Source organism: Entomohabitans teleogrylli, from assembly GCF_001484765.1.
Taxonomy (GTDB): domain Bacteria; phylum Pseudomonadota; class Gammaproteobacteria; order Enterobacterales; family Enterobacteriaceae; genus Entomohabitans; species Entomohabitans teleogrylli.
Genome location: NZ_LLXO01000007.1, coordinates 99,114 through 113,111 on the forward strand (window position 1 = coordinate 99,114; position 13,998 = coordinate 113,111).

Genomic DNA, 13,998 nt, shown 5'->3' on the forward strand with positions numbered 1-13,998 from the left:
GAGCTAAAAATGAAACCAACCGTAGAGATGCTGAACCAGCAGTATGTAATGCCGCAGGGACTGGAACCTTATCAGGGGGTCACTGCGCGCAGTCCGTGGCTGGTGGACGAAGCGCAAAAGCGCCAGCGCAAAGTGTGCGACTCCCTGGAAACAGCGATCCGTCGCTCAGGATTGCAGAACGGTATGACTATCTCTTTCCACCATGCGTTTCGCGGTGGGGATAAAGTGGTCAATCTGGTGGTGGCGAAGCTGGCGGAGATGGGGTTTCGCGATCTGACCCTGGCTTCCAGTTCGTTGATTGATGCCCACTGGCCGCTGATCGAACATATTAAAAATGGCGTTATTCGTCAGATCTACACTTCCGGACTGCGCGGTGAGCTCGGGGAGGCTATCTCGGCCGGGTTGATGGAAAACCCGGTGCAAATTCACTCTCACGGCGGTCGGGTGCATTTGATCCACAGCGGCGAGTTGCAGATTGATGTCGCTTTTCTTGGGGTACCGTGCTGCGATGAATTCGGCAATGCCAACGGCTTTAGCGGCAAGTCGCGTTGCGGTTCTTTGGGATACGCCCGGGTGGATGCGCAGTATGCCCGCCGTGTGGTGTTACTGACCGAAGCCTGGGTGGATTACCCCAACTATCCGGCGAGCATTTCCCAGGACCAGGTGGATTTGATTGTGCAGGTGGACGAAGTGGGCGATCCGGCGAAAATCATGGCCGGGGCGATCCGGCTGTCCAGTAACCCGCGCGAGCTGCTGATTGCCCGACAGGCGGCGGAGGTTATCGAGCATTCCGGTTACTTTACCCATGGCTTCTCTCTGCAAACCGGTACCGGCGGTGCTTCGCTGGCGGTGACCCGTTTTCTGGAAGAGAAAATGCGCCGTCACGGCATTTGCGCCGGCTTTGGCCTGGGCGGTATCACTGGCACGATGGTGGATTTACATGAGAAAGGGCTGATCAAAGCGTTACTTGATACTCAGTCTTTTGATGCCGATGCCGCCCGTTCCCTGAGCCAGAATCCGCATCATATTGAAATCTCCGCCAATCAGTATGCCTGCCCGAGTTCTAAAGGCGCGGCCTGTGAGCGGTTGAATGTGGTGATGCTCAGCGCGCTGGAGATCGACGTGAATTTCAATGTCAATGTGATGACCGGCTCAAACGGTGTGCTGCGCGGCGCTTCAGGCGGCCATAGTGATACCGCGGCTGGCGCCGACCTCACCATTATCACCGCGCCGCTGGTGCGTGGTCGTATTCCCACGGTGGTGGAAAAGGTGCTCACCACCATTACTCCGGGCGCCAGCGTGGATGTGCTGGTTACCGATCACGGTATTGCCGTCAACCCGGCGCGCCAGGATCTGATTGACAGGCTGCGTGCGGCGGAGATCCCCCTGTACACCATTGAAGCGCTGCAACAACGGGCCGAACAATTGACCGGCAAACCGCAACCGATCGCCTTCAGCGATCGCATCGTGGCGGTAGTGCGCTACCGCGATGGATCGGTGCTGGATGTGATTCGCCAGGTTAAACCGTGATGGCGGACGTCAGTACAGCGCAGCCCCAGGGGCGCGCTGTCACGTTGCAGGAGATGTTGCGCGCCAGAGAGCGGCGCGTGGCCCGTCAGCATCATGCGCTGCAATGTTATCGGCTACCGCTAATCTCGCTGTCGCTGGTGACCCCCGGCCCGGTCAAGGATAGCGCCGTGTATCGGCGCCTGATGGGCTACGGCATCGGGGCGATAACCCACTGCTGCCGGCAAATGGGCTGGACAACGGTGTGGGAAGAGGCCTTTTACGCCGATAGCGGGTCTGAGTGGATGTGCGCGCTGTGCGCGCCGGCAAAGGCTATCAAGCAGCAAATGGCGGCGCTGGAGGACCACCATTTTTTGGGGCGGCTATGGGATATCGACGTCGTGGATATTGACGGCGCGGGTGTGTCGCGCCGTTGCCTTGGACATTCGCCGCGCCGCTGCCTGATCTGCCAGGACGAGGCGCACGCCTGCGCCCGCAGCCAGCGCCATAAGTTATCCCTGTTACTGGATGAGATTGCCGGGAGGATAAATCAGTATGAGCGAAATTTGTGTAACCAGGAACCCGTTCAGAACACGAGCTTCACTGAACGCGAGTGAAACGGCCAGTCTGGTCAATCAGGCATTACTTAGCGAATTGCGCCTGACCCCGAAGCCCGGGCTTGTGGACCTGCGCAATAGTGGTGCGCACCGGGATATGGATGTCGCCAGTTTTGAGTGCAGCACCGCGGCGATTACGCCGTGGATGGAAAAATTTTGGGAATTGGGATTTGATGCGGCAGGTGTGGCGCCGGAACAAGTACTGGTGATGCTGCGTCCGGTAGGGATGGCCTGTGAGCACGATATGCTGGCCGCTACCGGCGGTGTGAATACGCACCGGGGCGCTATTTTTTCCTTTGGGCTGTTGAGCGCTGCCGCCGGGCGGCTGACTGCCCAGGGGCAGCCAATAGAGCAAAACCGCCTGTGCGATCAGGTGGCGCGTTTTTGTCGCCATATTGTTGCCCGTGAACTATCCGGCGCGGAAGGTGGGGCCAGCCTGGGGGAAACCCTGTTTTTACGCTTTGGTCTCACCGGCGCGCGCGGCGAGGCCGAAAGCGGTTTTCGTACGGTTCGTACCCAGGCGCTGCCGGTCTTTAACCGGGTGCTGGAACAGCATGGCGACGGTAATCTGGCGCTGCTGCAGACACTGCTGCATCTGATGGCGTGGAACGATGATACCCGGCTGGCGGCGCGGGGCGGACTTGAGGGGCTTTACTTTGTCCAGCAGCAGGCTCAGCGCTTGCTGTGGAAGGGTGGAGTCTGTAGCGAAAAGGGGATTGAGGCGATACAACAACTGGATGATGTGCTGATCTCCCGTCATCTCAGCCCGGGCGGTAGCGCCGATCTGCTGGCGGTGACCTGGTTTTTAAGCCACTTTCCTGCCGGCGCTTTATTTGTGAACTGATATCGACGCCTCTGTCCAGGGGCGTTCCTTTCCGGATGGTGTACTCTCCCCGGGCGCCGCGTTTGTTGTTTGTTTCTCCCGTTACGGTATTTAATGCCCGCCTCCGACGTTTTATATCCCTTTTTTTATTAAGGGAATAAAGGCTTTTACTGATATTAGCGTCGTTTTGTCATAAATTTCTAATTATCGGTGTTTTCGGCTGGCGGCCTGTGGTTGGGCTGGGTAACCTGAGAACGTTTTCTAAGCATTCATTCATAAAAAGAGTATAGCTATGCAAGATGGACAAATCCGCGTTGCGATTGCCGGCGCGGGCGGACGCATGGGGCGCCAGCTGATTCAGGCTGCGCTACAGATGGATGGCGTGGCGCTGGGCGCGGCGCTGGAGCGCGAAGGGTCGTCTCTGCTGGGCAGCGATGCCGGGGAACTGGCCGGGGTCGGGAAAACCGGCGTGGTGGTACACAGCAGCCTGGCGGCGGTCGCCGACGATTTCGACGTATTTATTGATTTTACCCGCCCGGAGGGCACGCTGGCGCATCTGGCGTTCTGCCGCGATCGTGGTAAAGGCATGGTGATTGGCACTACCGGGTTTGATGAGGCGGGGAAACAGGCGATTCGCGACGCCAGCCAGTCGATCCCGATTGTCTTCGCCGCTAACTTCAGTGTCGGCGTAAATGTGATGCTCAGGCTGCTTGAGAAAGCCGCCAGAGTGATGGGTGACTATACCGATATCGAAATTATTGAAGCGCATCACCGTCATAAAGTGGATGCGCCGTCCGGCACCGCGCTGGCGATGGGGGAAGCGATTGCCGGAGCGCTGAATAAAGATCTGCGCGACTGTGCGGTGTATGCCCGGGAAGGCCATACCGGCGAGCGGGTACCGGGAAGTATCGGTTTTGCGACGGTACGCGCCGGGGATATTGTCGGTGAACATACCGCGATGTTTGCCGATATCGGCGAACGTATTGAGATTTCCCATAAGGCTTCCAGCCGGATGACGTTTGCTAATGGCGCAGTTCGCTCCGCGCTGTGGCTTAAAGCGCGAAAAGAAGGTCTTTATGACATGCGCGATGTGCTGGGATTGAATGATTTATAATTTTTTAAACGAACGTGATGTGGTTATTTCAATCATAATTATTTGATTGGCAGGGTAATATTTATTGCCCTTTTATTTTTATTGTATTTATATGGGTTTTGGTTATATTTTTGCTTTAATGGCTTGAAATTAGGTGTTTCTGGTGGTTTTAATGTTGCTTTATTGTAAATTTTGACCATGTGGTCTGCTTTTTTACCCTCCTGTCGGGCAATTTTGCATTTTTCTGGCCAGGCAAACGGTTTTTTTACCCGGTTTATTGTATTTTTCACCGGGCTACCCCGCAGTTTTTCATCTGTTTGCCAAAAAACAGTGAAAAAGTTGTCTTAAGGATGGACTTTTGCACCTCTTGTCTCTAGAATGCCGCCGTTTGCCAAAAATTCGCCTGGTAAGCACTTTTGCGTTGATTCATGGCTGCGAAATGAATTAATATGCAAATAAAATGAGTGAATATTCTCTGGAGGGTGTTTTGATTAAGTCAGCGCTATTGGTTCTGGAAGACGGAACCCAGTTTTATGGTCGGGCCATAGGAGCATCGGGCACGGCAGTTGGGGAAGTCGTTTTCAATACCTCAATGACCGGTTATCAAGAAATCCTTACTGATCCTTCCTACTCCCGCCAAATCGTCACTCTCACTTATCCCCATATTGGTAATGTCGGCACTAACGACGCTGATGAAGAATCTTCCCGGGTACATGCGCAAGGCCTCGTCATTCGTGACCTGCCGCTTATCGCCAGCAACTACCGCAATACCGAAGACCTCTCTTCATACCTTAAGCGCCATAACATTGTGGCGATTGCCGATATCGATACCCGTAAGTTGACTCGTCTGCTGGCGGAGAAGGGCGCCCAGAACGGCTGCATCATCGCCGGAGATAACCCGGATGCCGCACTGGCGCTGGAAAAAGCGCAAGCCTTCGCCGGCCTTAACGGGATGGATCTGGCAAAAGAAGTCACTACCGCCGCGTCATACTCCTGGACTCAGGGAAGCTGGACGCTGAAAGGCGGCCTGCCGGAAGCGCGCAGCGAAAGCGAGCTGCCGTTCCACGTGGTGGCCTACGACTTTGGCGCCAAGCGCAATATCCTGCGCATGCTGGTGGACAGAGGGTGTCGCCTGACGGTGGTGCCGGCCCAGACCCCGGCGGAAGAGGTACTGAAAATGAATCCGGACGGTATTTTCCTGTCCAACGGTCCTGGCGACCCGGCGCCGTGCGATTACGCTATCGCGGCGATTCAGTCTTTCCTGGAAACCGACATCCCGGTATTCGGCATCTGCCTCGGCCACCAGTTACTGGCGCTGGCCAGCGGCGCGAAAACCGTCAAGATGAAGTTCGGTCACCACGGCGGCAACCATCCGGTCAAAGATTTGGATAACAATACCGTGATGATTACCGCTCAGAACCATGGCTTTGCCGTGGATGAAGCCACTCTGCCGGCCACGCTGCGCGCCACGCACAAATCGCTGTTTGACGGCACCCTGCAGGGTATCCATCGCACCGATAAACCGGCGTTCAGCTTCCAGGGACACCCGGAAGCCAGCCCCGGACCGCACGATGCCGCGCCGCTGTTCGACCATTTTATTGAGTTAATCCAGCAGTACCGTAAAAACGCTAAGTAATCGGGAGCCAAACAACCATGCCAAAACGTACAGATATAAAAAGCATCCTGATTCTTGGCGCTGGTCCGATCGTCATCGGCCAGGCCTGTGAATTCGATTACTCCGGCGCCCAGGCCTGTAAAGCGCTGCGCGAAGAGGGTTACCGGGTGATTCTGGTCAACTCCAACCCGGCCACCATCATGACCGACCCGGAAATGGCCGATGCGACTTATATTGAGCCGATCCACTGGGAAGTGGTGCGCAAAATTATCGAAAAAGAGCGTCCGGACGCTGTGCTGCCGACCATGGGCGGCCAGACGGCGTTGAACTGCGCGCTGGAGCTGGAACGTCAGGGCGTGCTGGCCGAATTCGGCGTCACCATGATTGGCGCCACCGCTGACGCGATTGATAAAGCTGAAGACCGCCGCCGTTTCGACGTGGCGATGAAGAAAATCGGTCTTGAAACCGCGCGTTCCGGTATCGCTCACACCATGGAAGAGGCGCTGGCGGTTGCCGCTGATGTCGGCTTCCCGTGCATTATCCGTCCCTCCTTTACCATGGGCGGCACCGGCGGCGGTATCGCTTATAACCGCGAAGAGTTCGAAGAGATTTGCGAACGCGGCCTGGATCTCTCGCCGACCAACGAACTGCTGATTGATGAATCGCTGATTGGCTGGAAAGAGTACGAGATGGAAGTGGTGCGCGATAAGAACGATAACTGCATTATCGTCTGCTCCATCGAAAACTTTGATGCCATGGGGATTCATACCGGTGACTCCATCACCGTGGCACCAGCTCAGACCCTGACCGACAAAGAGTATCAAATCATGCGTAACGCCTCGATGGCGGTACTGCGTGAAATCGGCGTTGAAACCGGCGGCTCTAACGTACAGTTCGCGGTAAACCCGAAAAATGGTCGTCTGATCGTTATTGAAATGAACCCGCGCGTGTCGCGCTCTTCGGCGCTGGCCTCGAAAGCCACCGGCTTCCCGATTGCCAAAGTCGCGGCCAAGCTGGCGGTGGGCTACACCCTTGATGAGCTGATGAACGATATCACCGGCGGTCGTACGCCGGCGTCGTTTGAGCCGTCTATCGACTATGTGGTTACCAAAATTCCGCGCTTTAACTTCGAAAAATTCGCCGGCGCCAACGACCGTCTGACCACTCAGATGAAATCGGTCGGCGAGGTGATGGCGATTGGCCGCACCCAGCAGGAATCGATGCAGAAAGCGCTGCGCGGCCTGGAGGTGGGCGCCACCGGCTTTGATCCGAAAGTCAGCCTTGACGATCCGGAAGCGCTGACCAAAATCCGCCGCGAGCTGAAAGATGCCGGCGCTGAGCGTATCTGGTACATCGCTGACGCTTTCCGCGCCGGTCTGTCCGTCGACGGCGTCTTCAACCTGACCAATATCGATCGCTGGTTCCTGGTACAGATTGAAGAGCTGGTGCGTCTGGAAGAGCAAGTGGCTGAGGTGGGTATCACCGGCCTCGACGCGGATTTCCTGCGTATGCTCAAGCGTAAAGGGTTTGCCGATGCGCGTCTGGCGAAGCTTGCCGGGGTGCGCGAAGCGGAAATCCGCAAGCTGCGCGAGAAATTCGATCTGCATCCGGTCTATAAGCGCGTCGACACCTGTGCGGCGGAGTTTGCTACCGATACCGCTTATATGTACTCCACTTATGAAGAGGAGTGCGAAGCCCGGCCGAATCAGGATCGCGACAAGATTATGGTGCTGGGCGGCGGTCCGAACCGTATCGGCCAGGGGATTGAGTTTGACTACTGCTGTGTGCACGCCGCGCTGGCGCTGCGTGAAGACGGTTACGAAACCATCATGGTCAACTGTAACCCGGAAACCGTGTCTACTGACTACGATACCTCTGACCGTCTGTACTTTGAGCCGGTGACGCTGGAAGACGTGCTGGAAATCGTGCGTATCGAGAAGCCGAAAGGCGTTATCGTGCAGTACGGCGGCCAGACTCCGCTGAAGCTGGCCCGCGCCCTGGAAGCTGCCGGCGTACCGGTTATCGGCACCAGCCCGGATGCAATCGACCGCGCCGAAGACCGCGAACGTTTCCAGCAGGCGGTGGAACGCCTGAAGCTGAAACAGCCGGCCAACGCCACTGTCACCACTATCGAACAGGCAGTTGAAAAAGCGAAAGAGATTGGCTACCCGCTGGTGGTGCGTCCGTCCTATGTGCTGGGCGGCCGGGCGATGGAAATCGTCTATGACGAAGCCGACCTTAAGCGCTATTTCCAGACTGCGGTGAGCGTTTCTAACGATGCGCCGGTGCTGCTGGACCGTTTCCTGGATGACGCGGTGGAAGTGGATGTGGACGCGATCTGCGACGGCGACATGGTGCTGATTGGCGGCATCATGGAGCATATCGAGCAGGCGGGCGTGCACTCCGGCGATTCGGCCTGTTCGCTGCCGGCCTATACCCTGAGCAAAGAGATCCAGGATGTGATGCGCCAGCAGGTGCAGAAACTGGCCTTTGAACTGCAGGTGCGCGGTCTGATGAACGTCCAGTTCGCCGTCAAGGACAACGAAGTTTACCTGATTGAGGTTAACCCGCGGGCGGCGCGTACCGTACCGTTTGTCTCGAAAGCCACCGGTGTGCAACTGGCGAAAGTTGCTGCCCGGGTCATGGCCGGCCGTACGCTGACGCAGCAGGGCATTACCAGAGAGGTGATCCCGCCGTATTACTCGGTAAAAGAAGTGGTGCTGCCGTTCAATAAATTCCCGGGCGTCGACCCGCTGCTGGGGCCGGAAATGCGCTCCACCGGGGAAGTGATGGGGGTTGGCCGTACCTTCGCAGAAGCATTCGCCAAGGCACAACTGGGCAGTAACTCCACCATGAAAAAATCCGGCCGTGCGCTGCTGTCGGTGCGCGAAGGGGATAAAGAGCGAGTGGTGGATCTGGCCGCCAAGCTGCTCAAGCACGGCTTCGAACTCGACGCCACCCACGGCACGGCAATTGTGCTCGGCGAAGCGGGCATTAATCCACGGCTGGTGAACAAGGTGCATGAAGGCCGTCCGCACATTCAGGACCGTATCAAGAATGGCGAGTATACCTACATCATCAACACCACCGCGGGCCGCCAGGCGATTGAAGACTCCAGGGTGATTCGCCGTAGCGCGCTGCAGTACAAAGTGCACTACGACACGACCCTGAACGGCGGTTTCGCCACCACCATGGCGCTCAATGCGGACGCCGCGGAGAAGGTGACCTCGGTGCAGGAGATGCATGCTTCCCTGAAGGCGAAAAGCTGACAGGTATACAGCACAAATATAAAGGGCCTGCGGGCCCTTTGATATTGATGGCAAACCCTATCTCACTGGCGAACTTGCCGGTATCGCCAGATAACCAACAAGCAAAATCAATCTATTGATTTGCGGCTGATAACGACAAAGGAGGAAAAACCACGTTTTTTCCTCCTTTGTCAGCAGATGAAGGGCCTGCGGGCCCTTTTTTCATGCCCGGAGGATACCGCGCCCCGGCACAGCGTCAGGTCGCCGGGGTCATGAAGGGGATTCATTTTGCTTTTTCCAACAGTGGCATATCATTAGGGGGATGTTATCTCGTTAAGAGCCACCCATGATTCTGATTATCTATGCGCATCCCTACCCGCAGCATTCCCATGCCAATCGTCGCATGCTGGAGCAAATCTCCGCGCTGCCGGATGTAGAAGTCCGTTCGCTGTATCAGCTGTACCCGGATTTTAATATCAATATTGCCGCCGAGCAGGCCGCCGTCAGCCGCGCCAGTCTGGTGGTATGGCAGCACCCGATGCAGTGGTACAGCATCCCCCCTTTGCTGAAACTGTGGATCGATAAAGTGCTGTCTCACGGCTGGGCCTATGGCCATGGCGGTAATGCGCTGCATGGTAAGTCGCTGCTGTGGGCGGTAACCACCGGCGGCAGCGAGCATCACTTTGATATTGGCGATTATCCCGGTTTTGAAGTGCTGGCCCAGCCGCTGCAGGCGACTGCCGTCTACTGTGGGATGACGTGGCTACCGCCGTTTGCCATGCACTGTACCTTTGTGTGCGACGATGAGACCCTTTCCGCCCATGCGCGCCGCTATAAACAGTGCCTGATGAACTGGCTGGAGGAGGAACAGCATGGACAGTCATAGCATGATTCAGGCGCTGATCTATCTGGGGTCGGCGGCGCTGATTGTCCCGATCGCGGTACGTCTGGGGCTGGGATCGGTGCTCGGGTACCTGATCGCCGGTTGCATTATCGGTCCGTGGGGGCTACGGCTGGTGACCGATGCTGAAGCAATTCTCCATTTTGCTGAAATCGGCGTGGTGCTGATGCTGTTTGTCATAGGGCTGGAGCTCGATCCGCGCCGCCTGTGGACGCTGCGCATTCCGGTGTTTGGCGGCGGTATATTACAGATGGCGGCCTGCGGGATATTGCTCGGCCTGTTCTGTATGGCGCTGGGACTACGCTGGCAGGTGGCGGTGCTGATTGGTCTGACACTGGCGCTGTCGTCCACCGCCATCGCCATGCAGGCGATGAACGAGCGTAACCTGACCCTGTCGCCGATGGGGCGCAGCGCGTTTGCGGTACTGCTGTTCCAGGATATTGCGGCGATCCCGCTGGTGGCGATGATTCCGCTGCTGGCCAGCAGCGGAGCCAGTACGACCCTCGGGGCGTTTCTGATTTCGGCGCTGAAAGTGGTGGGGGCGCTGGTGCTGGTGGTGTTGCTCGGACGTTATGTCACCCGGCCAGCCCTGCGCTTTGTGGCGCGCTCCGGGCTGCGTGAAGTGTTCAGCGCCGTGGCGCTGTTTCTGGTCTTCGGTTTCGGACTGTTGCTGGAGGAGGCCGGGCTGTCGATGGCGATGGGCGCGTTTCTCGCCGGCGTACTGCTCGCCAGTTCGGAATATCGCCATGCGCTGGAAAGCGATATCGAACCGTTTAAAGGCTTGCTGCTGGGGCTATTTTTCATCGGCGTCGGTATGTCGATTGACTTCGGCACTCTGGTGCATGACCCGCTGCGCATTATTCTCCTGCTGGTCGGTTTCCTGGCGATCAAAACCCTGATGCTGTGGCTTATTACCCGTCCGCTGCGGGTGCCGGGCAAACAGCGGCGCTGGTTTGCGATATTGCTCGGTCAGGGCAGCGAGTTCGCTTTCGTGGTGTTCGGCGCCGCGCAGATGGCGCAGGTACTGGATCCCGAGTGGGCGAAAGCGCTGACTCTGGCGGTGGCGCTGTCGATGGCTGCCACGCCGCTGCTGTTGATCGTGCTGGCCAGTCTGGAAAAGAGCGGCAGCGAGCAGTCTCAGGAAGCCGATGAGATCGATGAAGAGCAGCCGCGGGTGATTGTCGCCGGTTTCGGGCGCTTCGGGCAGATAGCCGGCCGCCTGCTGCTGTCCAGCGGCGTGAAGATGGTGGTACTCGATCACGATCCGGACCATATCGAAACGCTGCGCAAATTCGGTATGAAAGTGTTCTACGGCGACGCCACGCGTATCGATCTGCTGGAATCTGCCGGGGCGGCGAAGGCGGAGGTGCTGATTAACGCCATCGACGACCCGCAAACCAGCCTGCAGCTCACGGAACTGGTAAAAGAGTATTTCCCGGATCTGCAGATTATCGCCAGGGCCCGCGATGTCGACCACTATCTGCGCCTGCGTCAGGCGGGGGTTGAAAAGCCGGAGCGTGAAACTTTTGAGAGCGCGCTGATGGTTGGGCGTCATGCCCTGGAGTCGCTGGGGGTCGGGCGCTACGAAGCGCGCGAGCGCGCCGATCACTTCCGGCGGTTTAACCTGCAGATGATGGAAGAGTTGCTGGGCGGCGAGCGGGATATTTCTTCACGGGCCGCCGCCCTGAAACGCACCAGTACTATGCTGACGGAAATCATCAGCGAGGATCGTAACCATCTGGATGTGGTGCAGCGTCACGGCTGGCAGGGAACGGAAGAGGGGAAACACAGCGGTAACCCGGCAGACGAGCCGGAAGAAAAACCGGCGCTGTAAACCGCAGGCGGGGGCGCATCAGGCGCTCCCGCCGCCGGACGATGGCTAACCGAGAGCCACTTTGATGCCCAGCGCCAGCAAAACGCCGCCGAGCAGTTTGTCGACAATTTTTTGGGTGCTGGCCAGCCCGCGCCGTACCGGCTCGCTCTGAATCAGTACCACCAGCAGCGGCCACCAGATAACCGCCAGTCCGGTGATGATGCTGGCATACCACAGTTTTTCGCCCAGTCCGGACTGGATATTCAATACCTGAGTAAACACCGCCAGAAAGAACAGCGTCGCTTTCGGGTTGAGCAGGTTGCACAGGTAGCCCTGTAAAAACGCCTTGCTCAGCGAAATATCCTGACGGGCGGTCCGGGTCACGTCCAGCTTACTGCCGCCTTTGGCCAGCAGCGCCTGAATGCCCAGCCAGATCAGATAGGCCGCTCCGGCATATTTCAACAGACCAAACAGCCATGGGGTGGTGGTGATCACGACCGCCAGCCCGGCGACACAATAAGACATATGGGTGGCGACGCCGGCGATAACGCCCGCGGTGGTCATCATGGCTGCGCTGCGGGGATAGCGCGCCGCATTGCGGATCACCAGAAAGAAATCCGGACCGGGGGAGATCATACCAAGGGTCGCGATAGTGGTAACGAAAAGCGTGGTTTCTAACATCATTATCTTCTTCAGGCTGTGTTTGCCAGAGCACTATAACACGCCGCCGGGCTACAGGGGCGGGGCTCTGGCGGGTTGGCTACAATTGGGCGGCGATTTCTCTGCGCAAAAGCGAAAAAAAACCGTTTTCACCTTGTGTCACCCGTCGACTAAAGAATGTCCTTTCCGTATAGTGGCGGCAATTTTTTCCATCTGGGATTTTTCACATGATCAGTCTGATTGCCGCGCTGGCGGTAGATCGCGTTATCGGCATGGAAAACGCCATGCCATGGGATCTGCCTGCCGATCTTGCCTGGTTTAAACGCAACACCCTGAATAAACCGGTGGTCATGGGACGCCTGACCTGGGAGTCTATCGGCCGCCCGCTGCCCGGCAGGCAGAATATCGTTATCAGCCGTCGACCTGGCGATGACGATCGGGTCATCTGGGTGAGTTCGCCAGAGGAGGCGATTCGCGCCTGTGGCGAGGCTGAGGAAATCATGGTGATTGGCGGCGGGCGTATTTATCAGCAGTTTCTGCCGCAGGCGCAGCGCCTGTACCTGACCCACATTGATGCGGAAGTGGAGGGCGATACCCATTTCCCCGAGTACGAACCGGATGAGTGGCAGTCGGTGTTCAGTGAATTCCATGATGCGGACGCCAATAATTCGCACAGTTACTGTTTTGAGATTCTGGAACGTCGTTAAGCGATCATTTTTGGTGGCCGGCGGCCAACGCCGCGGTTTGCCGATCGGGATGGCGGGATTGCTCCAGCATAAAATCGTAAAACTGTTGGCTCTGGCCGGGGAGTATTTTCCCCGGCTTTTTAATCAGGTACAGATCTCTGGTCAATGGACTGCCGCGCAGCGGGCGTACAATAATATCCGGATGCTGAAACATATATAATGTCAGTTCCGGCAGAAAGGTAATACCGGCGTCGGAAAGCAGTAACCCAAACAGCGTACTGAGCTGTTCGACTTCGATATATTTAATGTCCTGATTTGGCCATTCCATCATTTGCAGTGACTGATAAATACTGGTCGAGGGGGCAAAGCGAATCACCGTATGGTGGCTGATATCTTTTAACTCAACCTGTTTTTTTTGCGCCAGTGGATGATGTTTGTTGAGGACCAGATAAAACTTTTCGCTGAGCAGTTTATGGTGCTCAAGGGCGCTGTCCCTGGGGAGGTAACCAACAATTCCCATATCAAAATGTTCATTAATCACTGCCGCCAGACAGTGTTCAGAGGGCAAGTCTTTGATATCGAAACGGCTACCGGCATGCTGTAAGGTAAAACGCTGGATATATTCCGGCAGCAGTTTAGCCATTATTGAAGGCAGGGTAACGATAGAGATCTGGCTCTGCGCCTGGTGCAGATAGTCGCGCCATTCCCTGACGCCGCGATTAAATTCATGAATAATATTACTGGCAATACGTTGAAATATCTCGCCATCCGCCGTGAGATCGACTTTTTTAGAACTACGGGTAAATAATTTTACGCCGGCGGAGCATTCAAGGGTGTAGATAAGCTGACTAAATGCCGGCTGTGACAGATAAACCGACTCCGCCGCTCGGGTGAAATTACGGTACTTGCACAACGCCATAAAGGCTTTGCACTGTTTTATGGTTAGATTCATCATCATCCCCTGATTATTTTTAATGATATAACATCATCCTGAGCTTTATGCTGTGAGGAATGCCACAGAATGCTCCCGGAATTA

12 protein-coding genes are annotated in these 13,998 nt (G+C 56.7%); 9 read left to right on the plus strand and 3 right to left on the minus strand.

All coding sequences use genetic code 11. From position 1 onward, the window contains the following. Positions 1-9 precede the first annotated feature (9 nt). From citF to dapB, 4 genes are all read left to right on the plus strand, one after another. Positions 10-1,530 (plus strand): citrate lyase subunit alpha, encoded by a 1,521-nt coding sequence (citF, locus tag AQ981_RS13165; protein ID WP_058912196.1) that lies wholly within the window; start codon positions 10-12, stop codon positions 1,528-1,530. After that, positions 1,530-2,123 carry a citrate lyase holo-[acyl-carrier protein] synthase gene (gene citX, locus AQ981_RS13170; RefSeq protein WP_058912197.1) on the plus strand — a complete coding sequence of 198 codons (594 nt, stop codon included), beginning with the start codon at positions 1,530-1,532 and terminating at the stop codon, positions 2,121-2,123. The genes citF and citX overlap by 1 nt, the downstream gene beginning before the upstream one ends. Beyond that, on the plus strand, positions 2,062-2,967 hold the full coding sequence (gene citG, locus AQ981_RS13175; protein ID WP_058912198.1) for a triphosphoribosyl-dephospho-CoA synthase CitG: 906 nt from the start codon (positions 2,062-2,064) through the stop codon (positions 2,965-2,967). The genes citX and citG overlap by 62 nt, the downstream gene beginning before the upstream one ends. 271 nt (positions 2,968-3,238) lie before the next feature. Further along, the gene (gene dapB / locus AQ981_RS13180; protein WP_058912199.1) at positions 3,239-4,060 is read left to right on the plus strand and encodes a 4-hydroxy-tetrahydrodipicolinate reductase; all 822 of its coding nucleotides are present in this window, start codon (positions 3,239-3,241) and stop codon (positions 4,058-4,060) included. A gap of 38 nt (positions 4,061-4,098) precedes the next feature. Here the strand turns inward: dapB and AQ981_RS27655 are convergent, their stop codons facing one another. After that, complete coding sequence (locus AQ981_RS27655) at positions 4,099-4,329, minus strand: hypothetical protein (RefSeq protein WP_154675939.1); 231 nt, start codon at positions 4,327-4,329, stop codon at positions 4,099-4,101. 197 nt (positions 4,330-4,526) lie between these two features. On the opposite strand from AQ981_RS27655, the gene carA reads away from it, so the two are divergent. From carA to kefC, 4 genes are all read left to right on the plus strand, one after another. Continuing rightward, complete coding sequence (carA, locus tag AQ981_RS13185; protein WP_058912200.1) at positions 4,527-5,675, plus strand: glutamine-hydrolyzing carbamoyl-phosphate synthase small subunit; 1,149 nt, start codon at positions 4,527-4,529, stop codon at positions 5,673-5,675. A 17-nt stretch (positions 5,676-5,692) separates the two neighbouring features. Then, complete coding sequence (gene carB / locus AQ981_RS13190; protein ID WP_058912201.1) at positions 5,693-8,923, plus strand: carbamoyl-phosphate synthase large subunit; 3,231 nt, start codon at positions 5,693-5,695, stop codon at positions 8,921-8,923. A 325-nt stretch (positions 8,924-9,248) separates the two neighbouring features. Then, a complete protein-coding gene (gene kefF / locus AQ981_RS13195; RefSeq protein ID WP_058912202.1) occupies positions 9,249-9,788 on the plus strand; it encodes a glutathione-regulated potassium-efflux system oxidoreductase KefF in 540 nt (179 codons plus the stop codon). Then, entirely contained in the window at positions 9,775-11,637 is a 1,863-nt protein-coding gene (gene kefC / locus AQ981_RS13200) for a glutathione-regulated potassium-efflux system protein KefC (protein ID WP_058912203.1), read from the plus strand. Before kefF ends, kefC begins: the two co-directional genes overlap by 14 nt. Before the next feature lie 45 nt (positions 11,638-11,682). On the opposite strand, the gene AQ981_RS13205 is transcribed toward kefC, so the two are convergent. After that, the gene (locus tag AQ981_RS13205) at positions 11,683-12,297 is read right to left on the minus strand and encodes a LysE family transporter (protein WP_058912204.1); all 615 of its coding nucleotides are present in this window, start codon (positions 12,295-12,297) and stop codon (positions 11,683-11,685) included. A 206-nt stretch (positions 12,298-12,503) separates the two neighbouring features. Here AQ981_RS13205 and folA point away from each other — a divergent pair, with 206 nt between their 5' ends. Then, positions 12,504-12,983: a type 3 dihydrofolate reductase gene (gene folA, locus AQ981_RS13210; protein ID WP_058912205.1), complete on the plus strand. Its 480-nt coding sequence runs from the start codon at positions 12,504-12,506 to the stop codon at positions 12,981-12,983. Positions 12,984-12,987: 4 nt separating this feature from the next. Here folA and AQ981_RS13215 read toward each other — a convergent pair whose 3' ends face one another. Further along, a complete protein-coding gene (locus tag AQ981_RS13215) occupies positions 12,988-13,914 on the minus strand; it encodes a LysR family transcriptional regulator (RefSeq protein WP_058912206.1) in 927 nt (308 codons plus the stop codon). Between the last annotated feature and the right edge of the window lie 84 nt (positions 13,915-13,998).